Source organism: Schaalia cardiffensis (assembly GCF_016405145.1).
Taxonomy (GTDB): Bacteria; Actinomycetota; Actinomycetes; order Actinomycetales; family Actinomycetaceae; genus Pauljensenia; species Pauljensenia cardiffensis.
Genome location: NZ_JAEKIA010000002.1, coordinates 175,865 through 199,984 on the forward strand (window position 1 = coordinate 175,865; position 24,120 = coordinate 199,984).

The 24,120-nt window shown below is 58.5% G+C and carries 19 protein-coding genes; 11 read left to right on the forward strand and 8 right to left on the reverse strand.

The annotated features are described in order from the left end of the window. Window positions 1-145: 145 nt before the first annotated feature. Window positions 146-895 carry a glycosyltransferase family 2 protein gene (locus JFX23_RS01995; RefSeq protein ID WP_198775491.1) on the forward strand — a complete coding sequence of 250 codons (750 nt, stop codon included), beginning with the start codon at window positions 146-148 and terminating at the stop codon, window positions 893-895. Then, window positions 895-1,284, forward strand: a complete 390-nt coding sequence (locus JFX23_RS02000) for a DUF2304 domain-containing protein (RefSeq protein WP_005962022.1) — start codon at window positions 895-897, stop codon at window positions 1,282-1,284. The genes JFX23_RS01995 and JFX23_RS02000 overlap by 1 nt, the downstream gene beginning before the upstream one ends. 149 nt (window positions 1,285-1,433) lie before the next feature. Here the strand turns inward: JFX23_RS02000 and JFX23_RS02005 are convergent, their stop codons facing one another. The 3 genes from JFX23_RS02005 to JFX23_RS02015 all read right to left on the reverse strand — a co-directional run bounded on the left by JFX23_RS02005 (window position 1,434) and on the right by JFX23_RS02015 (window position 5,316). Continuing rightward, window positions 1,434-2,321 carry a glycosyltransferase family 2 protein gene (locus tag JFX23_RS02005; protein ID WP_198775492.1) on the reverse strand — a complete coding sequence of 296 codons (888 nt, stop codon included), beginning with the start codon at window positions 2,319-2,321 and terminating at the stop codon, window positions 1,434-1,436. Window positions 2,322-2,448: 127 nt separating this feature from the next. Next, window positions 2,449-3,549 carry an acyltransferase family protein gene (locus tag JFX23_RS02010; RefSeq protein ID WP_332874660.1) on the reverse strand — a complete coding sequence of 367 codons (1,101 nt, stop codon included), beginning with the start codon at window positions 3,547-3,549 and terminating at the stop codon, window positions 2,449-2,451. Window positions 3,550-3,576: 27 nt separating this feature from the next. Next, complete coding sequence (locus JFX23_RS02015) at window positions 3,577-5,316, reverse strand: hypothetical protein (RefSeq protein ID WP_233050469.1); 1,740 nt, start codon at window positions 5,314-5,316, stop codon at window positions 3,577-3,579. A gap of 178 nt (window positions 5,317-5,494) precedes the next feature. Here JFX23_RS02015 and JFX23_RS02020 point away from each other — a divergent pair, with 178 nt between their 5' ends. The 7 genes from JFX23_RS02020 (at window position 5,495) to JFX23_RS02050 (ending at window position 14,480) form a co-directional block, all read left to right on the forward strand. Further along, the gene (locus JFX23_RS02020) at window positions 5,495-7,270 is read left to right on the forward strand and encodes a rhamnan synthesis F family protein (RefSeq protein WP_198775495.1); all 1,776 of its coding nucleotides are present in this window, start codon (window positions 5,495-5,497) and stop codon (window positions 7,268-7,270) included. 96 nt (window positions 7,271-7,366) lie between these two features. Then, window positions 7,367-8,224, forward strand: coding sequence for an NAD-dependent epimerase/dehydratase family protein (locus JFX23_RS02025; protein WP_198775496.1), 858 nt, complete (start codon window positions 7,367-7,369; stop codon window positions 8,222-8,224). Window positions 8,225-8,263: 39 nt separating this feature from the next. Then, window positions 8,264-10,162 carry a rhamnan synthesis F family protein gene (locus JFX23_RS02030; RefSeq protein WP_198775497.1) on the forward strand — a complete coding sequence of 633 codons (1,899 nt, stop codon included), beginning with the start codon at window positions 8,264-8,266 and terminating at the stop codon, window positions 10,160-10,162. Beyond that, the gene (locus JFX23_RS02035; RefSeq protein WP_005962008.1) at window positions 10,159-11,358 is read left to right on the forward strand and encodes an acyltransferase; all 1,200 of its coding nucleotides are present in this window, start codon (window positions 10,159-10,161) and stop codon (window positions 11,356-11,358) included. Before JFX23_RS02030 ends, JFX23_RS02035 begins: the two co-directional genes overlap by 4 nt. Before the next feature lie 105 nt (window positions 11,359-11,463). Further along, the gene (locus tag JFX23_RS02040; protein ID WP_198775498.1) at window positions 11,464-12,330 is read left to right on the forward strand and encodes an ABC transporter permease; all 867 of its coding nucleotides are present in this window, start codon (window positions 11,464-11,466) and stop codon (window positions 12,328-12,330) included. A gap of 5 nt (window positions 12,331-12,335) precedes the next feature. Further along, a complete protein-coding gene (locus JFX23_RS02045; RefSeq protein ID WP_198775499.1) occupies window positions 12,336-13,565 on the forward strand; it encodes an ABC transporter ATP-binding protein in 1,230 nt (409 codons plus the stop codon). A 699-nt stretch (window positions 13,566-14,264) separates the two neighbouring features. Next, window positions 14,265-14,480 (forward strand): hypothetical protein, encoded by a 216-nt coding sequence (locus JFX23_RS02050; RefSeq protein WP_198775500.1) that lies wholly within the window; start codon window positions 14,265-14,267, stop codon window positions 14,478-14,480. A 113-nt stretch (window positions 14,481-14,593) separates the two neighbouring features. On the opposite strand, the gene JFX23_RS02055 is transcribed toward JFX23_RS02050, so the two are convergent. The 4 genes from JFX23_RS02055 to rfbA form a co-directional block, all read right to left on the reverse strand. After that, the gene (locus JFX23_RS02055) at window positions 14,594-16,228 is read right to left on the reverse strand and encodes a DUF2142 domain-containing protein (RefSeq protein ID WP_198775501.1); all 1,635 of its coding nucleotides are present in this window, start codon (window positions 16,226-16,228) and stop codon (window positions 14,594-14,596) included. A gap of 78 nt (window positions 16,229-16,306) precedes the next feature. After that, a complete protein-coding gene (locus JFX23_RS02060; RefSeq protein ID WP_198775502.1) occupies window positions 16,307-17,575 on the reverse strand; it encodes a lipopolysaccharide biosynthesis protein in 1,269 nt (422 codons plus the stop codon). A 9-nt stretch (window positions 17,576-17,584) separates the two neighbouring features. After that, complete coding sequence (locus tag JFX23_RS02065; protein ID WP_198775503.1) at window positions 17,585-18,454, reverse strand: LicD family protein; 870 nt, start codon at window positions 18,452-18,454, stop codon at window positions 17,585-17,587. Window positions 18,455-18,604: 150 nt separating this feature from the next. After that, window positions 18,605-19,477 (reverse strand): glucose-1-phosphate thymidylyltransferase RfbA, encoded by an 873-nt coding sequence (gene rfbA, locus JFX23_RS02070; protein WP_198775504.1) that lies wholly within the window; start codon window positions 19,475-19,477, stop codon window positions 18,605-18,607. Between the two features lie 194 nt (window positions 19,478-19,671). Here rfbA and JFX23_RS02075 point away from each other — a divergent pair, with 194 nt between their 5' ends. After that, a complete protein-coding gene (locus tag JFX23_RS02075; RefSeq protein WP_198775505.1) occupies window positions 19,672-21,120 on the forward strand; it encodes a sugar nucleotide-binding protein in 1,449 nt (482 codons plus the stop codon). A gap of 196 nt (window positions 21,121-21,316) precedes the next feature. Here the strand turns inward: JFX23_RS02075 and JFX23_RS02080 are convergent, their stop codons facing one another. Further along, complete coding sequence (locus tag JFX23_RS02080) at window positions 21,317-22,795, reverse strand: glucosaminidase domain-containing protein (protein WP_332874661.1); 1,479 nt, start codon at window positions 22,793-22,795, stop codon at window positions 21,317-21,319. Window positions 22,796-23,032: 237 nt separating this feature from the next. Here JFX23_RS02080 and JFX23_RS02085 point away from each other — a divergent pair, with 237 nt between their 5' ends. Next, window positions 23,033-24,085: a glycosyltransferase family 2 protein gene (locus JFX23_RS02085; RefSeq protein WP_198775506.1), complete on the forward strand. Its 1,053-nt coding sequence runs from the start codon at window positions 23,033-23,035 to the stop codon at window positions 24,083-24,085. The last annotated feature ends 35 nt before the right edge of the window (window positions 24,086-24,120 follow it).

Here is a 24,120-nt window from a genome sequence, read left to right on the forward strand (position 1 = left end):
TGCCTTCCCCTCACCCTCCTTTTGCCTCCGCCTCCCCAGCGAGAAGACAAAAGGAGGGTGCAGTACCCGGGCATGCCCTTGCCGTGTTCGCACATAGCGGCGATAGGATGAACGGGATCATCCGTTCGTATCATCAAGGAGCTGTATGCCGGACAAAAGCCGCAACATGCTCATCGTCATCCCCGCGTGGAACGAAGAGAAGGTCCTCGGCCCCGTCCTCGAAGAAGTGAAGACGGCCGTCCAGGACTTTGCCGATATTCTCGTCGTCTCCGATGGCTCGACCGATGCGACGGCATCGATCGCCAAAGCCGCAGGGGTTGCGGTGCTCGACCTTCCCCTCAACCTCGGTGTTGGGGGAGCGATGCGCGCCGGATACGTGTACGCAGTGCGCAAGGGCTACGACTATGCGGTTCAGCTCGATGCCGACGGTCAGCATGATCCGCATGAGATTCCCGGGATGCTCGACGCTTTGAAGGAAACGGGCGCAGACCTAATGATCGGCGCCCGCTTCGCAGGAAAAGGAGAATACGAGGCTCACGGGCTTCGCATGCTCGCCATGAAATTCCTCTCCGCGGTCTTGTCACGAATCTGCGCAACCCGTCTGACGGACACGACATCGGGTTTCAAACTCTCAAACCGTGCGGCTCTGAGCTACTTTTCGAAGAACTACCCCGCCGAATACCTTGGAGACACAATCGAGGCACTGGTGATGGCGGCCCGCGATGGGCTCGTGGTGCGCCAGACCGCTGTGGAGATGCGTCCGAGAGCCGGGGGAACGCCCTCTCACGGTGGACTCGCTTCCGCGAAGTTCCTCATGAGGGCTTTTCTTGCCCTCGGAATCGCCATCACCCGACCCAAGTCCGGGACGAAACTCGAACGTGAGGTGCAAGCCTGATGCAGTCGACGTATCTGCTTGGAGTCCTTTTCGCCATTGTCATCCTCATCGCGGTGTTCTTCCGTTTGAGGAACTCGGGGATGAAGGAGCGCTATGCGACCTGGTGGATCGTCATCGCGCTCGCCTCCGTTATCGGTTCCTTCTTCCCGCAGCTCCTCCACGCTCTCGCGCACGCCCTCGGCATCCAGGTGCCTCTCAACCTCGCCTTTTTCGCGGCGGGCATTGTGATCCTCCTACTGACTCTGCGTCTGTCCGTCGACCTCTCACAGGCCTCCGAGGAGAGACGCACTCTGGTCGAGGAGATCGCGATCCTGAACTCCGATATGGGCGTTCTTCGCGGCAAGATCGCGGCGCTTGAAGCGTCGAAGGGCTCCGATTCGAGGGACTGAGCCTCCGGGTTCTGGGCCTGAGCGCCTCCGATTCCAAGGAGTGAGGAGAGCCTCCGATTCGAAGGAGTGAGAGCCGCCCCGGCCGGACTGTGGAATCAGGCCTCGGGAGCCGCTCGTACACCGAACGGAATCAGCCTCAGGGTGAAGCTTCAGGATCTGAAGGCATGCGAGGCCAGCATCTTCACGGCCTTCGTATCCTTCGTTCGGATCGCCTTGGGCAGAAGCGCCACCGCGTGGGCGCGTGATGTCGAATGGAGCTTTGCGGCTCGGACAGCCGCACTCCAGCCATTGCGCTTGGCGATCTTCGCCGCCAACTCGAAATAGCGCTTCTCCCCATCGAATCTGCGACCATCGAAAAGAGCGGTCGCAGATGCGGACTCATTATGCCTGCGATAGGAGAAGCACACGTATGGGTCGAGGAGCAGCGCCTCACCCGCGGCGATCATATCGATGATGAGCGCAAGATCCTGGATGATCGGGAAGCCCTCACGGAAAGGAGTAGACACAAGGGCCTCGCGCTTGAACACGAGGGAAGGCCAGTACAACCAATCGGCCCGAAGAAGAGAGGCCGCCAGATACTCGCCTGAGAGGAGTCGCGGCACCCGAGTGCGCGGCATGGTCAAGCGCTTAATCCGGTCGACGAAAGGATCAACGGTGCTTCCCGTGGAGTCGATGATGCGTACACCGGGCTGAATGATCGTGGCCGCCGGGAAGGCATCGTGCATTGAAAGGACGCGGGAGATGAAATCCGGGTGGGGGATATCATCGCATCCGAGGAGCATGACAAGATCTGCCGTGGCGAGGGAGACGCACTTCTCGTAGTTCGCGGTGATCCCAAGATTGCTCTCATTGCGCAGGTATGAGATGCGCTCGTCGGCGAGGTTTCGGAAATACTCGGCGACACTCGGATCAGGGTAGCAATCGTCGACGACGGTTAAACGCCAATCGGTGCAATCCTGTGAGAGCACGGCTTGCACCGTCTCGAAAAGGTAGGCGGGCTCGCCCCAGAAGGGGAGCATGATGTCGATCGAATGCATGGTGTTCTCCTGGATTGGCGGTCATCAGTCATCTTAGGGGAGACAAAGATCTGTGAGTTGACTGATTCGGGGCTTCGCCGTCCTTCACAGCATGTCGGTGGATTCTGCTCTCCGCCGTCCTTCAGGGTCAATGAGCGGGCTTACGGATATCACCCCAAGGGTTGCGGCCACGAACCCAGCGCATCGCTGCGCGCTCAATGCCGAACCAGGAGGCTGTGGCAAGTGCGCAAGTGATGAGCAGGGTAATGAAGAGGAAGGGCCAGAAACCGAGGAGATGAACCTTGAGGGCGATGAGGAACTGAATGATCGGGAAGTGGAAGATGTAGACCCCGTAGGAGATGTCATGGACCTTCGTGAAGCCCGGAGAGGGGAGGACCGAGCCGAAATAGAGGACGAGGTATGCCAGTGTCGGGGAGGCGAGCTGTTTACCGAAGGCTGGGAAGTACCAGATGAGCAGCAGTGAGATCACTGCCGCGATCAATGCGTACAAGTGACGGATCGGCAGACGATCGCGCAGCTGATAAACCATGGCGCCGCCCATGAAATACGGCGTCATGAAGATCAAGAGCTCCAGGTCGTAGTTGTTTCCGATGTAGGGCCTGAGCTGTGCGATTCCCATATGAGCGAGGGTGAAGAGAACGAAGAGGCCAGTGGTGGGCCAGACTTGCTCGCGGATGAACTTCCACGACATGAAGACACCAATGATGATGTAGCACCAGAACTCGTAGGACAGCGACCAGAGGGAACCGTTCCAGGCGCTCAGAGGATGCGTGGAAAGGGTAGTGCCGATGTGGTAGTAGCTGACCTTAAGGAGAAGGTTAGAGTACACATAGTCCAGGGGAGTCGGGGAAGTGCCGAAGTAACCGTCGATCGTGCCCGACTCGATGTACATCGTCAGGGGCGCCAAGAAGAAGGCCACGAAGACGAGGACGAAGACGAATGCGGGGAAAATCCTCACGACGCGGTTGATGAGATAAGAGCCGGCGTCCGAACGGATTCGGGCCCCAGTGATGAGATAACCGGAGATCCCGAAGAATCCGACGACCGCCCAGGAACCGAGATGTTGCCCGAAGATGACGACGCCGTCTCCGGATACTGTGAGCAGCTGCGCATGGGAAAAAACCACGAGAAGCGCAAAGACGAGCCGGAGCATATTGAGGGAGTTATTTCGAGTGGAAAGATCTCTTGGAGTGAAGAGTGTCAACACGTCTAACCGATCTGTGGGCATAGTCGTCAGGGGAGCGAAATGTGGGAATCAGTCGTCGAGGGTCAGAATCTCGACGTCGTGGTGAAGGCCGCAGTAGGACAGGCGGTTCTTCGTAGTCTCGTAGTTCTTGCTTGAGGTGACAAGTGTTGCGTCTTTGTCCCAATCGCGCAGGAGAGGGCAGAGGAGATTGTAGTAGTGCTCGTCCCAGGCGCGGTAGGAGTGGGAGCGTACATCGTGATTGGTCGGGGCGGAGAATTGGATGAGGAAACGGTTCCGATCTCCGTCGAACTCCATGACTTCCGCTTGGCGCCAGAACGCGATCGCCTCGCCCTTATGGGCATCGAAGACCTCGACGAGCTCGTCGTAAGTGCGTTTCTCCTGAGCCGAGGGAACGATGATATCGCGAGCCAACATCGGCACGAGAGTTTTGCGTATGCCCAAGTAGGAGGAGGGCAATACGACGCCGACTATGAGAACGAGAACGGAAAGAGTCCCGAAACAGACGCGCAAAAGTACGCGTTTCCGCTTTGAGAACTGCGTGCCTTTAGGGGTTGCGAGAGCCGTGAATGTTTGAGCGATGAGTTCTGTGCCGATGATCATCGCCATGGTGATGGTGATGATCCACAGCATCTTCAAAGGGTAGTAGCCCCACGGAGAGTCTCCGATCTCACGGAGGGAAGCGAGGTAGAAGACCGAGAGCCAACCTCCCAGAGTCATTGCACCGATTCCGAGGACGGGCGCGGAATGACGCTGTGGGACGAGTGCTCCGTACAGGAGCTCGAGAAGCATGAGACCAATCGCAGCAAGAAGGAGGTGATCCTGGAAGTCTCCTGCGAGCCCGCCGGGACCGGCGGTGAGGTAGTCGCCGTCAGCGCGAAGAGAGGGAAGGGAAACTCCCAGGAAGAAAACGACGACGAACCCCCATGAGAAGAGAAGGAAGACAAGTTGGAGAGCCGTCGACCTTTGGGCTTCGCTATCAGAGAGACGCAGGAGGAGAGCGAGGAGCAGGAGGAAGCCAGGAATGAGGGACGCGGGGGACCATGTGGCGAGTGTGATGACGATGATGAGGGCGAGCCAGGCCATTGACTCGATCGTGTGCATCGTCCGGAACACGATCCATGTGAGGATGAGGACCAGGTAGATCACGGGAATGTTCATGTACCCCTGGTACATGACCGCACCGAAGATGTGGCGGGTGAAGGGGACCCAGCCTGCGAAAAGAGCGGCGGCGATGCGCCAGGGGAGGGGAACGCCTTTGAGGAGGTTGAAGGCGAACCATGCGCCGAAGACGCTCGCGACGACACACACCACGGTCGTTGCCGCAATATTGCCGTAGAGCATGGTGAGCAGATCGGGGTAATCCGTTCCTGGACCGTAGAAGAGCGAATTGATGATTGCGGTCACGAAAACGGGCTTCGCCTCGTCTCCTTGTCCTAGGCCGCCGCGCATATGGATGGTCATCGCCTCGATCGAATTCATCACCATGTCATTGCGGGTGAATTGGATCGGGACTCCGCCCTGGTAGAAACCAATGAGTCTAAGAATGCCGGCAACTCCAATAATGGAAGGAGTGAGGATCACAGGCAAAGCGCCCAAGGAGCGCAGACTCAGGTTCTTGCGATGACGCCAGAGGACGAGGACTACAAGGAAAGCGAGCAGGAGGATCGCGCCCCAGAAGACGAGGGCGATCCCTGTATGGATTCTCCCCCCGATCATGGCGATCGCCATGATCCCGAGGAAGAAGAGGATGGCGGCCTTTGTGGAGTCGCGGAGTACAGGAGAATCCATGCGTTTCAGCCTACCGGACCCTTTTCTCATCGTCTCCATCACTCGTATCGCCTTAGTCACGTCGATTCTTGAAAGCAAAAAGCCTCCACATTCCCCATCAGTGCCGATAGCGGGGAGGACGCGGGGACCGTTATCGTGGAGTGTGTCCCTTGTGCCTCCACGACCTGGGAAGTGCCATATGAGTGTCACGCGCGCCGCGGTCTGTCTCTTCTACGATCAAGCCGCTCGTGTCGACGAATATATGGAGCTCGTGCTGCTCAGCCTCCGCCCCTTCGTCTCCCGCTTCCTCTTCGTCGCCAACGGAGCGCTCCACACGGAAGACGAAGCGCGTCTTCGTCTGATCGTCGACGAGGTCATTGTTCGTGAGAACGAAGGCTTCGATGTCGGGGGATACCGAGCGGGCCTGGAGGCGATCGGATGGGAAGAACTGGGCGCCTTCGATGAGCTCCTCCTCTTCAACAACACTTTCTTCGCGCCGATCAATCCTTGGCACAGCGTCTTCGAAGCGGCGGCCGCTCATTCCGAGGCGTCTTTCTGGGGCTTGACTGAGGCGCCGGAAGTCCGCCCACATCCTTTCGCCGCCAAGCGTGTGATGCCCCGACACATTCAGTCGCATTTCATCGCCGTTCGCTCCCCGTTGCTTAAGGACCCGGAGTTTCGCTCCTACTGGGAAGGAATGCCTCCGATCCGCTCCTACCTCGATTCGATCGAACACCACGAGTCGCGCTTCACCGAGTACTTCGAATCCTTGGGTCATTCCTCCTACGCCGTTTATCCCGCATCCGCTTATGCGAGCGAGAATCCCTCGATCCTCGAAGCGGGTGAACTGCTCGATGCGGGCTGTCCGATCCTCAAACGTCGGATCTTCTTCCACGATCCGAGCTATTTGGATGATCATGGTGTCAAGGGCATAGAACTCATCTCGAAAGCTGTGGAGCGGGGATATCCCGAGGACCTCCTCCTTGCCGGAGTCGCCCGCGTCGCCCCGCCCCGTGTTCTTCTCGTGAATGCAGGTCTCGTCGAGGCCGTCGATGCTTCCACCACCCCCTGGCCGGATGAGCGCCTCGTTCTTCACGCCATTGTCGATTCTTCAGCGTCCCTGTCCCGTTTGAGGGGGCTCCTTTCGGCCCTTCCCCCTGAAACCAGGGCGGTCATCTCGTGTCGCGAGGAGTTCGTCGAGCAGGTGCGCGAGCAGAGCTCAGCGTTCCCTCAGTGCCTTGAGATCCAAGTCGAACCCTGCTTCACCGCAGTCTTTGAGGGGGAAAGTCGGCAGGAGCGAGGACGTGGACGATTCTCGACAATGCTCCGACTCCTTGCGCAAGAACCCGAGGATGCGCGCAGCCTGTATATCGACTGCGGGGACCTGGGTGATGAGGATCGGGATTCGATCCTGAATGATGCGGATCTGCTCAGGTCTGCGCTTGATCTGTTCCGTACACGTCCAAGGCTTGGCCTGCTCGTAGAGGTGCGTTCCGCGACCGAGGACGAGGCCCCACTGCGCCCCCTGAAGCCTGAACGCTTTGAAGCGGTGAGGAATGCCGCGCTCTCATTGGGAATCACCGCGCCCCTCGACTCTCGCCTCCCATTGCTTGAGCCGTCCGCGCCTTTCGCCATTCGTGCCTCGTTCATCACCGCGTGTGCGCACGATCCCCTCAGGGACGAGGACGCGGCTGTGAATGCTCTGACAGTCGAGGAAGAAGAGCTCCTCATCGCATCGGCGGTTGCTTCTGGCGGATTCCACATGCTCCAAGTCGTCAAACCAGGTCAGGGGGGAAGGGAATTCGCGCTTGAGCAGTGGCGTCATGACGCGGCCCGTTGCCGCCCCGATGGGCATAGGGGCGGATTCGCTCAGCGAGCCGCTTTTCTCAGGTCCTTCATCAAGTCCGCTGCTCCGGGTCTCGCCCGCGTGATCGTGCCCGCATACAGGAGGCTGAAAGGAGTCTTCGGCAGGTGAAGCGAGGCGAACAGGGGTGCGGGCCGCAGCGGGATAGGGCTTGGCGCACCGGAGAAGCCTGAGGTGAAAGCGGGCGTGCTGATACAATCCCGAACCATGGTCAAGTCTGTTCTTGTCACTGGTGCGGGTGGCTACATCGGTCGACATGTCGTGAAGAGCCTCCTCGACAGGGGCCTCGAAGTGAAGGCTCTCGACATTCGTTTCGAGGGCGTTGACGAGCGCGCCGAGCGCGTCAGCATTGATCTGTTCTCTGGCGACGCCGATATTTACGAGCAGATGGGCCGCCCCGATGCCGTTCTCCACATGGCCTGGCGCGACGGTTTCAAGCACAACTCTCCGGCTCATCTCGACGATCTTGCCAAGCACTACCATCTCATTGAGAACCTGTACGCCGGTGGCCTCAAACAGCTCGCCGTCATGGGGACGATGCATGAGGTCGGGTATTGGGAAGGCCCTATTGACGAGAACTCGCCCTGCGCCCCCGCATCCCTCTACGGCATCGCGAAGAACGCACTGCGCGAGACCGCGATGCTGTCAGCACAATCTCATGGGGCGACCCTCCAATGGATTCGCGCCTACTACATCGTCGGCGACGACAAATTCGGAAACTCGATCTTCTCCAAGCTTCTTTCCGCAGCGGAAGAGGGGAAGACGAGCTTCCCGTTCACAAGCGGTAAGAACCTCTACGACTTCATCTCCGTTGACGATCTCTCCGATCAGATTGCCGCGATCCTCGACCAGGACGAGGTCGTCGGCATCATTAACGCCTGTACCGGCCAGCCGGTGTCTCTCGCCGAGCGCGTCGAAGGCTACATCAAGGACAACGCCCTCGGTATCTCCCTCGAATACGGAGCCTTCCCTGATCGACCCTACGATTCTCCGGGAGTGTGGGGCGACGCGACGAAGATCCGCCAGATCCTCAAAGCCGATCATCGCCTCCTCGGCCGTGAATGAGACGAGTGAGCGGTCCTCACACACCTCGATGGGAGCCCAATGATCCTCGGTGAAAAGCCTTCTCGACTCGGAATCTTCTTCTTCTTCGATGCCGAGGGGCAGGTGGACACCTATGTCGAACGCCTGCTCGAAGGCATGAAGCCCAATCTTGACGAGCTCGTCGTCGTCGTCAACGGCGCCCTGAACGACAAGGGGCGCCATCGGTTTGAGAGCTTCGCAGATCAGCTCATCGTCCGGGAGAACACCGGCCTTGACGTCTGGGCCTACAAGACCGCCCTCGATGCCTATGGGTGGGAGCGCCTCGTCGAATTCGACGAACTCGTCCTTTTCAACGCAACGATCATGGGCCCGGTGCATCCCTTCGAAGAAATGTTCGGTGAAATGGCGGGCCGTGACCTCGATTTCTGGGGTATCACAGGTTTCCATGCCGTGGGCAAGGATAATGAATCTGTGCCGGAGGGAGCTCGAATCCCTGCGCATATTCAGTCGCATTTCCATGTCTACAGGCGTTCCCTTGTCGAATCGGAGCCCTTCCAGAGCTACTGGGACGAGATGCCCGAGATTCGTGACTACCAGGATTCCGTCTCGAAACACGAGAAGACCTTCACAGCACGCTTCGAGAAGCTCGGTTTCACCTCCGGCCTGTACATTGACACCTCCGATCTTGAAGAGATCACCGCGCATCCGATCGTTTTTCAAGCGAAGAAGCTGCTCGCCGAACGCCGATGCCCGATCTTCAAACGCCGCTCCTTCTTCCACGATTACGAAGACGTCCTCTTCCAGGCCGTTGGTAACGCTGCCCTCGACTTGTACGAGTACCTGCGCGATGAGACCGACTACGACACGGACCTCATCTGGGAGAATGTCCTGCGCACTGTTGAACTCACCGACCTGGTGAAGAATCTTCAACTCACGTACGTGCTCCCAACCGGGGCCGTGATCACTGAGCCGAAGCCGAGCAAGGTCGCACTCATCATGCACGTGCACTACATGGAGCTCCTCCCGCAGATGCTCCATTACGCCGCGTCGATGCCCCCCGATTCCGATCTCATCATCACGGTCGGCTCAGATGAGAAGGTCGCCTTCGTTGAAAACGCCTGCAAGGACCTGACGCAAAAGCTGATCGTCCGTAAGATCGTCAACCGCGGCAGAGACGTCTCAGCACTCCTCGTCGGCTGCGCCGACCTCGTCATGGATTACGACCTCGTCTGCTTCATCCATGACAAGAAGGTCGCCCAAGTTCAGCCGGGAACCGTTGGGGAGGGTTTCGCACTCAAGTGCTTCGAGAATGTCGCGCCGAGCGCCCAATTCGTCTCCAATGTTCTTGCGCTTTTTGAGAAAGAACCTCGACTCGGCCTTCTGTCCCCGACTCCTCCGAATCACGCAGACTACTTCCCGATCTCCTCATATGCATGGGGGCCGAACCTCGACAACACGAAGACGCTCCTCGCTGAGCTCGGGGTGAAGGTGAAGATCCACGAGGAGAAGGGGTTGATCGCCCCGCTGGGCTCAACCTTCTGGTTCCGTCCGGCAGCCATGCGCGCCCTCTTCGAGAATGGCTGGGCCTACGAAGACTTCCCGGCTGAACCTCTCGGGGGAGACGGTACGATCAGTCACGCCATCGAGCGCTCCTACGCCTATGTTGCTCAGAACGCAGGCTATTTCTCCGCTTGGCTCTTCTCCGACAGGTTCGCGCGCATCGAACTAACGAATCTCGCCTTCTACACGCGTGAACTCACCCGTGTCCTCGCCTTGCACACCAACTTGGCGAAGGAACGCGACATGATCAAGTGGGGAATCCTCAATTCTTCCGCTTGGCGGGTCCTCCGGGCAGGAGTGCGCCGCAAACTACCGAAATCATTGCTTCCCGCAGCTACGGCCGCTTACCGCGTGATGCGCGCGGCGAAGAACAGCACTCGGGGAGGAGAGGAACATTGAGCCGCACTCCTTCTGAGAAAGGCGCCGTGAAAGCGCGGCGCGAAAGGGTCTTCTCGATCGACCTCGTGCGAGCGACGGCGACGATCCTCATTGTCATCACCCACTTCAACAACCCCTTCTTCTCTCAGGGGGGCTACCTCCTCGCGAACCGTCCCTTCGGCGTGTACATCGGCGACCTCGGCGTCTCACTCTTCCTCATCATCTCTGGAACCGTCCTCGCGCTGAATTACCGGCAGCCGATTGATGTGAAGAGCTTTTACTGGAAGCGCTTCAAAGGCATTTACCCGATGTTCTGGACCGCGTGGGTCTTGGGAACCCTCTACTTCTTCATCGATTCGAAGGGGCACCCGCTCAATGCGGCGCCCGTGAAATCGCTCATCTGGACGCTCTTGGGCATTGACGGGCTCGTCGCGAATTTTCATCTGACGACGGCGTACCTCTTGGGAGAATGGTTCCTCGGATTCATCATCATCTTCTACTTGGTGTTCCCGCTCTTGAGCTGGGCGATTGAGCGGTTCCCGAAGACGACGGCGCTGATTATCGCTGCGCTGTACCTTGGTTCGATCTTCGGGCTCGGTGCCGCAACTGATGTACCGATGTCCGTGATTCTGACGACGCGTCTTCCCGAGCTCGCCTTCGGCATGTACCTCGTCCGTTTTTCCGCGAGCATCCGACCCCACATGGCGATTCCCACGGCACTCGTCCTCCTGGCTTTCGAAGCACTTGACCGTTTCGGAGCTTCTGGGGCAGCTGCGCTCGTGAACCATGCGGCCTTCAAAGACCTGTCCACCACCATTGTCGGACTCGCCGCTTATGTTTTCCTTATTGCGATCGCAGATTTCGTGTCAATACGTCCGCTCCGGGCGCTCGTTGCACTCATCGCGAAGTACTCCTACCCGATCTTTTTGGTGCACCACGTCATCATCTACAAGCTCTTCACCATGTCGAGCATCGACTGGATGAGTTTCAACCGCGTCCAGGTTGTCACTTTCTTCTTCGCGATTTGTGCCCTTGTATTCGCTCTCGCCGTGGCCCTTGACGCGGTGACCAAGCGGATCATCGTATTCACGAGCGCGGCCTTTGAAGGTGAGTGGTGGCGTCCTGCCATCTTCTCTCTGCCCAAGGTGGACTCCCCGTCTCAGGCTCAAGATGCTCGACCATCTGCGGACGCGAGGAGCCACGCCAATGAACGTTGACTCTGTCATGAGTGCGGGAGTGAGCGCCCCTGTGCAAGAGCATCACTCCTTCACCGCACCCGCATGGATTCGCAGCGGATTTGATGAACAGGAGGGAAAGGTCGAATGAGTGGAATCACCGATCAGCGCAAGGGCGAGTGGCAGCGGATCATTGATCTGACCCTCCGTTTCACGCAACGCTCAGTATCCTCCGAATTCAAGGGCACGGCCCTGGGTCGACTCTGGTCTCTCATCAACCCTCTGGCAACCGTCATCGTCTTCACCATCATCTTCGGACTGGTGTTCAGGGGCTCAGTCGAACCGGGGACGAACTCCGGGATCGACTCTTTCGCGCTCTGGATCGGCATCGGCGTGTTGTGCTGGACCTTCCTCTCGAGCGGAATCATCAAGGGGATGAACTCGCTCGTTGACAATGCCGGACTCCTCACAAAAGTCTATTTCCCGCGTCAGATCCTCGTGTATTCAGCGGTTCTCGCGCTCGTTGTCGACTTCATGTTTGAGTTGCTCGTCCTCGTCGCCATCGCCTTGATCGTCGGGGGCCCCGGGGTACTCACAATGGTTCCCCTTCTCCTCGTCATCACGCTCCTCACTGCCCTTTTCTCGACAGGCCTCGGCCTGATCCTTGCTGTCGCGACCGTCTACTTCCGTGACATCTCCCACCTGTGGCAGATCTTCAATCAAGTCTGGATGTACGCCTCCGGGGTCGTCTTCTCCCTCAGCATGCTCGGAGACGTCGAGAAGAGGCTGTACGAGATGGGCTGGTCCTTGGGCGGGCGGCCACTGCCGATCACGACCCTCTTTCGTTTGAATCCTGCGGAGACCTTCCTGGAGGCGTTTCGCGCCTGCCTGTACGACTTCGCGCCCCCTTCCCTTCCCGTTCTCCTTGCGTGCATCGCCTGGGGCATTGGGATGTTCCTCTTCGGCAACCTTTTCTTCTCGCGGTACTCCGCCCGCATTGTTGAGGAGCTCTGAACCACATGACACGCCACGCCATCACCGCAAGCGGTGTTTCAAAGAAGTTTCGTCTCTACACGAATCGGAACCAGTCCCTCAAGAGGGCCTTCCTCCAGCGTTCACGCGGCAGTTACGAGGACTTTTGGGCTTTGCGAGATGTTTCTCTTGGAATCTCTGAAGGAACGACCTTCGGACTGCTCGGCCATAATGGTTCAGGAAAATCGACACTACTCAAATGCATCGCGAAGATCCTCACTCCCGATGAAGGAAGCATCTCCTCGAGAGGACGTATGGCTGCGATGTTGGAAGTCGGCTCCGGCTTCCACCCTGAGCTTTCTGGACGCGAGAACATCTATCTCAACGGCGCAATCTTGGGGATGAATCGCAAGGAGATTGAAAAGAAATTCATTGATATCGTCGAGTTCTCAGGCGTCGGCGACTTCATCGATCAGCCGGTGAAGAACTACTCCTCAGGCATGTACGTGCGCCTCGGCTTTTCCGTGTCGATCCACGTCGAGCCGGAAATCCTCCTCGTCGACGAAATCCTCGCTGTTGGCGACATGGCCTTTCAACGCCGCTGCATGTCGAAGTTCGCGGACTTTCGAGAAGAGGGACGCACAGTCGTCGTCGTGTCCCACGGCCTCGAGCAGATGCGTACCTTCTGTGATGAGGTTGCCTGGCTCGACCACGGTCGCCTCCAGGATGTCGGCCCAGCCGCCGAGGTCATTGACAAGTACTCCGTCGTCGCGAATGGAGTCGAAGAGGTCGAGGGCGGCGGACGTCACTTCGGGACAGGGGAAGCGAGGATCGACAAGATTGAGCTTCTCGATGCTTCAGGGCGTTCAATCGACCGACTGAACGTGGGTCAAGAGGCGACCATTCGGATGTACTACACCTGTCAACAGCCCATCAAGGGCGCCGTCTTCGGAGCTTCTATCGACACGCTCGAGGGGACGGTCGTGTGGGGCCTGCACGGCTTGGATGCCGATTTCGTCCCCGAGACCCTCCATCCTGGTAACGGGCATGTCGACCTGAAGATTCCCCAGATGATGTTGAGGCCCAATGAGTACCTCATCTCCGCTGCGATTCAGCCTTCGCACCTGACGGGTGTAGTCGATGCCTTCCAAAAAGGGAAGCGCTTCGAGATGATGCCCGGCCCGCGAATGGAATCAGGAGGGCTTGTTGCTCTCGATGCCCGTTTCACGGCGATGGAGCCCCCAACGACGATGATCGATTACCACACCCAGCGTTGAGGGAACGAGAAAGCACGATAAACTCGCCAGAAGGTGGAAGAAGATGAGCCACTTTTACAGCCGACTCGACGGTTTTTCCAAAACTCAAGGAAGAGCTGGGCGGGACTTGCAGTTTTCTATAGCGTGATCGCTTCGGCTTTGACCCTCCCCTTCATGAAACTGCACCGTGCTTTAGCTGTCTATGACGGATTCCAATACATCGATGCGGTTGAAAAGGCGCGTCGATGGGATGTGGTTCTTTCTTCCGATACGACTGATTAGTGCGCCAGAGTCTTGGTGGCCTGCAGGGTACGAGTCTTGTTGTCGTAGCGCTCCTCTTCCTTTTCAGGTGGCCTGGAGCATCGTGGAGACTACGACGAGCAGGCGAGGGGATTCACCCGGGAGTGCCAGAACTCGCTCTCATGATCTCAATTTCTCTCATTGCGGCACTCTCATGGCTCGTGATCCGAAGATCTACGGGGTCATCGTTGATCGCGCAGCTCTTGACGGTCCTGCGAAGCACACCATCAAGAGCCTCTTCACCACGATTGATGACACTGTGAAGATCATCTTCCAAGGTAATGGGGGTGGGGGTTCTCCACCCCCGAATCGATTTTCGTCTCCTTGCTCACGTGGGGCCTGCACGCGGCGTTCAATGCAACAGCCTTCTTGGACGTCGAGGCGAGCATGGATGAGCGGCTGTTCGCTTGAGTCGGCTCCGTGAGTCTCCTGTTGATCGCGCCGATGTCAATTGTGGTTTTCGGATTCGTGTTCCACGCGCATTTCGATGTTGTCTCCCGATACGTCATGGTCCTCGTCCCGCTCTTGTGCCTACCTGCTGCCAAGCGCTTCACGAGGCACGGCTCGTCCATGCTTATCTGCGTATTCGCGTTCGCAGTTTTCGCGTATGCGGTACTCGTGCGGACAGTGAACTGAGTCGGAGCATTCTCAGTAGTGCCCTGCCGACTCTCGCACCGGGACCCGTTTCATTAGTGAAGCCGGTTATCGGTTTTCCCAGAAGCCTTCGCGAGTAGCGGGGAGTGGAGAATTCAGTGAGTCGTATCCTCAGCCTCGACCGGGCCTACGGCCAATTTCTCTACCGGTTCAAGCACATCACGTTCGAGAGTAGGCTCCTCCTCGAACATCGCAGCTGCTTGATGTGAAGGGACTCCTCCTCGAGTGAAAAGGAAGAAGATCAAGGCCCCTGCCGCACCGAGAACGAAGGGGACAGTCCACAAAGGAAGGGGAGGCTGCCACGGCGAGATATAGAGCTTCCAGGTGCCTGCAACGCCGGTGAGCTGACGGTGGAGGTTGAAAACGATCGAATCCGCTTGGACTAACCAGAAGACGAAGGCCCAGGCGCTGATAGCTCGGGCACTCGGCACCTCGGGGAAAGAATCGCAATCAGCGAGAACGTATGAGGCCATCACAGGAATGAGGATGATCAACGGCAGAATGTATCGCCCCTGCCACATGATTCCGAGGCTGCGTGCTTGAGAGGCATGCAAAATGATCGGGACGATGAGGCAGAAGAGGATGCCTGAAGAGAAAATGACAAGGCGTTCACGGCGCCTGGCGAGCATCCAGATGAGCAACAGGGCTACGATGAATGCAGTCGTGAAGAGCATGAATGCCCACAGGGGCATCGGTGCGTGCATCCATCCGAAAGTACCAACGGCATGAACGATGTATTCATCCGTGTGTCGAAGCGTATACATTGCGAGGAAACGGGGAGTAACGAAAGTTTCAGGCCCGTCCACGCTGGTGAGATTCCCGGTTTTAAGGATCCAAATGGAGGCGGCGAGAGTCGCGAGGAATGTAACGAATATTGGACCCCAAGAACGTCGATCCTTGATGACCACCCATGTCTGTTTCCAAGGTTGGAGGGCGATGGCTCCGAAGAGCCCAAGGGTCATGAAGAAGGGGGTGAGGCCGCGCGTGTTCGCAAACACACTCGCAATGAAGGCGAGAAGCCACATCCGACGCCCCAGCTCGCTCGGAGATGTTCTGCGAATAACGAGGAACACTTGAGACCAGAGGGCGAAGGCCGATGAAAGCTCGAGTGCCTGTGGGTTAACGGAACCAGCCAGGAAGAAGACCATGGGTGTCAGGCCCGCAGCAGCGAGGGTGAAAGAGAGCCCCGGTAGCTTCGCTTGACTGAGGGAACGGAATCCGAGTGCGAGGAAGAAGGAAGCAAGCGCGCCCGAGAGGATCCTCATGAGGTAAATGCCTACGCGGCTGTGTGAAAACAAGGCAGGCCAGGACACGAGGGCGTAATACAGAGGGTTGTAGCGTGCTGCGGGGGTATCGGTTGTGACCCAACCATTAGGACTCTCTTGGGTGTCGATGAGGGGCGTCTCGCACTCGGAGATCGGCATATCTCGATCGAAAGCATTGCATATTAAGTAGGAGATGTCCCTGTAAATCTCGGGGACCTCGACAACACGGTCAACGAGGATCTCCTCGTTGAAGATCTGGCCGTAAGCGGTGGCTGCGGCTTTCTTGATGTGGGATTGCTCATCGGGAGAGGCTGTGAGTGGGTTGTACAAGGACCATGCGGTCGTGAGAATGAAGAAAGCGCTGAACGCGATCCAGAAGACTCCTCGAGGCGAAAGCCCGATTCGTGATCTCTTGGTGTTCCGGGTAAGAACTCCACTTGAGGGGCGAACACTATCGACAGTCACGTGGGTTCCTCCAGATTCATGTCAGGACCGTGGAAAGGACGGCGAATCAGGCGCGTTCTTTCGCCTGGGCGGAGTCTATCAATTTTGGAGCTCGCTGATTGAAGGGCAGTTCTTGTCCCTGCGCAGTTCCATGAAGAGGGCGAGGAAGAAATATCCGCTCAAAAGGCTCATTGCTCCCGCGTAGCCGATCGATGCTCCGAGGAGATGGAAGGGAGGAACGAGGAAGATAAGAAAAACAGTGATCGCGAGTGCGGCGACGGCGTAGCCCACGAAGACGTGGGATTGACGACGCATCGTTGTGAGCGCGTAGTAGAGGATGACACTCGCAGAGTTCATTGCACCGCCGAAGACGAGGACCATGAGCTCAAGAAGGTAGCCGCTAATGTCCTTGCCGGACAGGATATTGAGGATCGCGACGCCTAGGAAGAATGTGACCCCACCGACGAGGAGGAACGAGAGGAGAGTAGCCGAGAGCCCCCGGTAAACGATCCTGAGGAAGCCTCGAACATTATGGGAGACCCACAGGGTCGCCATTCTCGTCAGCAGCGGGCGGAACACAATCGTTGAGAGAAGATTGATCGCGAATGCCGGCATGAACAAAAGAGCGAAATACCCCTGGTGCTCCTTATCGAGGAAGAAACTGATCGCGAAGCGCGGTGCATTTGCCAGGTAGATGGAGATGAAGGAGGCCAGTGCTAGTGGCAGGCACAAGAGCAGAACGAGGCGAATCCGCTCACGCTGCCACAGCGGACGCAGAGAGAACAAGGCCCGCGAGGGGGGAATGAAGACGAGCACCATTGTCGCGAACGAGACCAGGAAAGTGACCGCTGTCGTCGCGAACAGATCCCCGGTCACCCAGATCCCAATGGAGAACACCGCGGTCGTGACGAAGGAACGGATGAACCCGGCTCTTCCAGCGATATCGAGCCGTCCTTGACGCTGGAGCTCTGAGTAATACACGTCTTCGATCGCATCAAAGACACGAAGGAGCGCAACGAAGGCGATGAGAGCAGAGTCTTTGAGATCCGAGCCGAAAACCCATGAGGCGAGGAGGATACCGAGCACCATGAGAAGGACCGTGAGGATGCGGACCGCCAGATAGGTGCCGAATGTGAAGCGTCCTTGAACGTCCGTCACCTGGTAGGTGCGGACTTCGTACATGCCCAGAGTCTGGAATTGTTGGCCGATCGCAAGAGCAATCGAGAAGACCCCCGCCGCAGCGACTCCGGCGGCCCTCGTGACGATGATCAACATGATCACAGTGGCGCCAGCCACCATGAAGGACCATGCGGTGTTCCAGAAGTAGTCTCGTCCCAGCGAGGGTGTCCGTTGTTCGGAACTCGTCATCGTAGGACCTCAGAGCAGGCCTTTGAGAGGACCGAAGTCGACTTCGACGGGCTTGTGATTGCGGCGTTGTTCCACAGGAGGGAGCTCCATGTACTCACCGTAGGTTCGGCGCATCATGGCATCATAAGCGGGAGCGATTTGCACGGTGATCCCGTCGAAAGGCACATCCATCGTTGGTTGAATCTCATCGAGATTCACGGCCCAATTCTCAGGATCGCGCATCGAGAAGTCGGTATAGCGTCCGGTGTTCTCGCCCTCGTATCTGCGTGCCGCTGCGTCGAAGAGCTTTTGAAGACGACGAGGAGTGACACGCAGGAGTTTCATCCCGTAGTAGGCGATGCTCGTTGCCGTGTGGATCGCCAGGCGTTTCACACCATGCGTATCAATGAGCATCGGTGTCGGGGTGCCGGTCAGGTAGAGGAGGCGCCCCCACAGCCACGTCGCTCGCGATTGCTTCTTGAAGTCAGAGGGGTCGGTCGGCACCGTGTCGAGGGGGAGGACATCGAGGCAGATCGGCATGCGGTAGTTAGCATTCTTGGCGAATTCGGGAATGAGGAGCGTCCCCGTGAAGCCGAGCTTGGTGAACATATACGGGTATTCGGGAAGAGTGCGAGTGTTGTCGAAGCGATACATCGGTCCCATGAGCGCGGGAGCTTCGGCGAGAAAACGCTCATAATCACGACGAGTCATCAAAACGTCAATGTCATCATCCCAGGGAATGAAACCTTTGTGGCGGATGGCGCCGATCATCGTCCCTCCGTATACGGAGTAGGGGATGTTGAGTTCGCGGCACGCCTTGTCCATGTCCTCGAGCATCTTCACCAGAGCCTTTTGGATGCGAGCGAGGAGTTTGGGATCATCGATCATGTCCGATGCCATCGGAATGAGTCCTTCCTCGGCGGTAAGAAGGGCTGATTCGCCAAGCCGCCGGATTACCCATGATTGTTGCACAGGGGCGCCCACTTGGGTGAAAAGGAGACGGTCCGGTCATCACGAGGAGGACCGGACCGAAAAGTGGAGCGAATCTCCTTAGACGTCGTCGCGGGCAAGTAAGTCGAGCAGGTATTGGCCGTAACCGGACTTGACGAGAGGTTCAGCCCGCTGACGCAGGCCCTCATCGTCGATGAAGCCCATTCTCCAGGCGACTTCTTCGGGGGCTCCGATCTTCATGCCCTGACGAGCCTCGACGGTGCGGACGAATGCGGTCGCATCCGCGAGGGAGTCGAAGGTGCCGGTATCGAGCCATGCGGTGCCGCGCGGCAGGACTTCGACTTGAAGCTTCCCCGCCTCCAAGTAGGTGCGGTTGACATCGGTGATCTCGTATTCGCCTCTGGCCGAGGGCTTGAGGTTCTTCGCGATGTCAACAACATTGTTGTCGTAAAAGTACAGGCCCGGGACTGCGTAGTGCGATTTCGGCTTGGCGGGCTTTTCCTCAATGGACAGGGCCGTGAAGCTCTCATCGAATTCGACGACACCGTATGCGCTCGGGTCAGACACGTGGTAAGCGAAAACGGCTCCACCATCGGGGTCGACATGACGGCGCAGCTGGGAGCCCATGCCGGGGCCGTAGAAGATATTGTCGCCCAGAACCAGTGCGGACGAGTCAGTGCCGACATGATCTGCGCCGAGGACGAAGGCCTGGGCGAGGCCGTTGGGGACTTCCTGAACGGTGTATGTGATGTTCACGCCGAGTTGTGAGCCATCACCGAGGAGACGATGGAAGCTCGGGGCATCATGCGGTGTCGTAATGACCAGGACATCTTGGATGCCTGCGAGCATGAGGGTGGACAGGGGGTAGTAGATCATCGGCTTGTCGTACACGGGCACGAGCTGTTTGGACGTCCCCAAGGTGATCGGATTCAGGCGCGTACCCGAACCTCCGGCGAGAATGATGCCCTTCATTGGTGACTCCTTACACGTCGACTGATTATGGAGGTCGTGGAGCCATTATGCCCAGGGGCAGGTGGGGGCGGGGCGAGTAGGTTCGGCGAGTCCAGCGCCTTGCGTTGCGTCTTCGTCGCCTGAGGGGAAGTCCACTACTATCCTTGGAAGGGTTCGATCGCTTCAAGGGTGGTCGATGTCGTCTAGGAGCGTTCATGTCTGATGCCGTCACCGGGAAACCTCTCGGAATTGAGGAGACCCCGATCCCTGGCTTCTTGAGGATCGATCTGACCGTCCACGGCGACAATCGCGGCTGGTTCAAGGAGAACTGGCAGCGTGAGAAAATGCTCGCTCTGGGCCTGCCCGACTTCCAGCCCGTGCAGAACAATGTTTCTTTCAACGACGAGGTCGGGGTGACTCGCGGTATCCATGCAGAGCCCTGGGATAAATTCGTTTCAGTCGCAACGGGGCGGGTCTTCGGCGCTTGGGTCGACTTGCGAGAAGGGCCTTCCTTCGGTGCCGTCTACACGACGATCATCGACCCCTCCGTCGCCGTCTACGTCCCACGAGGGGTCGGCAACTCCTACCAGACGCTGGAGCCGAACACCGCCTACACCTACTTGGTGAACGACCACTGGTCGCCTGATGCCACCTACACCTTCCTCAACCTCGCCGATGAGACCGCAGCCGTCGACTGGCCGATTCCCCTCGCTGAGGCGATTCTGTCCGATAAGGACAAGGCCCACCCCCGCATGGCGCAAGTCACTCCCTTCCCAGCTCCCGCCCCCACGGGCAAACGCGTCCTCGTCACAGGAGCCAATGGACAGCTCGGACGTGAACTTATGCGTCAATTGCCCGAGGCCGGGTACCAGACGACCGGCGTCGACTTGCCCGAGGTTGACATTTCCGATGTGAAGGCCATGGACGCCTTCGACTGGAGTCGCTTCGACATCATCATCAACGCGGCGGCCTGGACGAATGTTGACGGCGCAGAGTCACCCGAGGGTCGTCCAATGGCGTGGCGCGCCAATGCGACGGGGCCTGCGAATCTCGCCAAAGCCGCCTCCACGCACGGCTTGGCTCTCGTGCATATCTCAACCGAATACGTTTTCGACGGCTCGTGCTCCCCTCATCTCGAAGATGAGGCGCCCTCGCCGCTGGGCGTCTACGCCCAGGCGAAAGCAGGAGGCGACGCCGCAGTTACAGCGGCGCCCAAGCATTATCTTGTCAGGACTTCTTGGGTTGTCGGCGACGGGAAGAACTTCCCTCGCCAGATGCTTGAACTCGCTTCTCAAGGCATCGCACCTCAGGTGGTGTCCGATCAGACGGGGCGCCTGACCTTCACCAGCGATCTCGCCGTCGGGATCCTTCACCTTCTCGAAACGAAAGCGGAGTACGGCACCTATAACCTTTCCGGAGAGGGGCCCGTCGTTTCCTGGGCGGATATTGCCAAACGCGTGTACGAGCTCGCGGGCAGAGACCCGGACGAGGTCACTCCAGTCTCGACCGAAGAGTACTTCTCAGGTCGGGAAGGGGTTGCTCCCAGGCCGCTCGCTTCCGCCCTCGATCTCGGCAAGATCAAAGCCACCGGTTTCACCCCCGCGGACTCCATGAAACGCCTCGATGACTACGTTCGTTCTTTGCTGGAGAGCAAGGGAGACTGAGTCTTCCCCTTGCTCAACAGGCGTGGGTGAGATCTGTAGAACAGCAAGGGCATGCGCTTGAAGGAGACGCCGGGGGACACACCCTGCGATGAGAGTTCTTCTGCCCTCGGATCAGGGTTCTTCATCTCGGAGTGCTGCTGCGTCTTGCGAAAGGACCTTGGGCTTTTCAGTGAGGGGGCTGAATCGTGTTCGCCGATCAGAAGTAGGCGTCCATCATTGACACGAGGTCGTAGCCGTAGTTCTTCGCAGTCGCCCAGCCGACGCCGTTCGGATTCTCCTGGATCCCGAGGTATTCGATGTAGGGCGCTGAGCCCTTACGGACGTACGTGAAACGAGGGTCGACCAGTGGATAAGCGAGCGTCGCACTGCTGGCCCAAGGGTCGGCGTAGGCGCGCAGATGCTGGACTTGCGCGCGCACTCCGATCCTGACCGAGGGGAAGGAGGCTCCGGCGGCGCCTCCACCGACGGCACCGAGCCCTGCGAAGTTGAATTGGGAGGCTGTGACGTCTCCGCCGAATTGAAGCCAGCCGGTCTCTTTCATGACTTGGCAGAATACGAGCTCAGGGCTGATCCCTTCGGCTGCCGCCTCCTCGTAGAGGATCGTCACGAAAGCGGTGATGTCCCCGGCTCCGCCGCTGCTCAGGGCCCACGTAGGATACGGACGGCCCGTGTTGAGATAGACCTGAGTCATTGAGGCGATGAGGGATGATTGAGATGCGCTCGGCTGAGCGATGATCGGGTGCTGATCGATGTAGGAGATCCACCTGCCAGAGGAATCGAAACGACTGAGGCGCCCATTGGTGATCGCCGTTCCCGTTGCCATTGCTCCGCTCGAGGGATCGAGCCAGTACCAGGCGTCGCCGTCACGCAGCCAACCGGTCGTCATCGCTCCACTGGAGGGGTCGAGCCAGTACCAGGAGCCGCCGAGGGCGAGCCAGCCGATGGCCATATTCGCGCTCGAAGGATCGAGATAGAACCAATTCCCTTGGTCCAATACCCATCCGAGGACGCGCCTGCCCGATGAAGCGAAGTACTGCCACTTACCGGACACGAGTGTCCAGCCGGTCGCCATTTTCCCGGAAGACTCGAAGGTATAGGTCCCATCAGACAGAGTGCGAACGCTGGTTGCGAGTGAGCCGCCTTGGAGAGGATCGGCGTAATACCAGTTCCCCTCCGAGACGACCCAGCCCAGGCTCATCGCACCATTGGACTCGAGGAAGTAGCGAGCACCCCCAGTTGAGATGAACCCGGTCTGCATGATCCCTTCGAGGGGATCGAGGAAGTACCAGTATCCGGCCGAGCGGATCCACCCGCTCTCTTTCGCTCCAGAGGAGGCGAAGTGATACCAGCCGTTCAGGTATCGCCATCCGCTCGCCATGATGCCCGCTGCGTCGAAGTAGTAGTCGACTCCCGAGATCCGCGCCCATGAGTTCTTCAGATAATCGCCGGAAGTGAGGCGCCATTTCCAGTGCGAAGCGCTCTTGACCCAGGTCCCCGAACCCGAATAGTCCAGGATCGATGAGGAGACGACGGTCTTGATGCTGCTCGGCTCCGGCAGGCTCGAGGGAGTCGCCGTCTGCGCTGAAGGCGCGCCAAACGCTTCTTGGGGTCCGAGGGGAACAAGGACGAGTGAGAGCGCGATGCCCAGTGAGCACAGTACGGATGATGAATGCACGCGAAGTCCTATGACGGGAGTGGTCAAAGTGAAGAATCTCTTCAAACTAGCATGAACTGAAGGTGTGGTCATGCGCAAGGGGTATGTCAATCTGTGGCTCTCCGTCGCTTTCGAAGCACTGTGCTCCTCGCCCCTCGGCTTCTTAGCGCGCTACTCTGCCCCCAGCACACGAAAGCTCTCACCCCAGTACGCCGAAAGGAAACGGGGGAGAAGACACGACCCCTGGAGGCGAGCACCTTGAACGAACAGACACGGCCCCTGCGAGTCTCCGTTGCCCTGTGCACCTACAACGGCGAGCGCTTCATTCGCGAACAGATCCAGTCGATCCTCGATCAAAGCCGCCGGGTCGATGAGATCGTCCTTGGAGACGACGATTCTGCTGATGGGACTGTCAGAATCGTCGAAGCCGTGCTCGAGGGCAGTGGCATTGATCTTCTCATTCGTCACCATCGCCCTGGCCTGGGGGTGCGCGCCAACTTCTCCGATGCCATTGCGGCGACGAGTGGAGACGTGATCGTCTTATGCGATCAGGATGATATCTGGGTGCCCACGAAGGTTGAACGCCTCCTCGATGCTCTTGAGGGTGTGGAACTCGTGCATTCCGATGCCCAACTCGTTGACTCGAAAGGGGAGTCCCTCGGAGTTCTGCTCTTGGATGAACTGCGTGCGAGCCGATGGGAGCGCGAGAACCTTCAGAAGGGCGACGCCCTCGCAGTCCTCCTCAGGAGGAACCTCGTCACGGGTGCGACTACAGCGGTCAATGGCGAATTCGCGAGGGCGGCAATGCCTGTGCCCGAAGGATGGATCCACGATGAGTGGCTGGCTCTTCTCGCCGCCCTCGATCATTCCTTGCGCCTGCTCCCCGAGGCTTTGACCCTCTACCGCCAACACGAGAACAACCAGATCGGAGCGAAAAAGGAATCACTCCTTGCCAGGACGGCCCGCATGCTCAAGCCCGATCCCACAGACGATCGCCGGCGTCTCCTACGAGCGACTTCGGCATCCAGTTACGCTCTCAGGGCTGCTCGGGGCAGCGAGGAGGACCGTGCGCGTCTTCGTGAAGCAGCGGCGCATCAGCGCGCCCGCTCACTCATGCCGAGTGGGAGGATCTCAAGGATCCCGACGATCCTCACTGAGGCTTTCAGCGGCAGATACTCGCGTTGTTCTCGTGGCGTCCTCACCCTCGGCCGCGACATCCTCCAAGTGAAGGAGTCCGAGGGCAAAGGCAGAGGTATTTCCCAGAAGAACTCGGAGAATCCCTGTGATCTGCCTGAGAAAAGCGCAGATTAGAGGGAAATGCCTGGAATGGTGTGCGCAGTACGGCA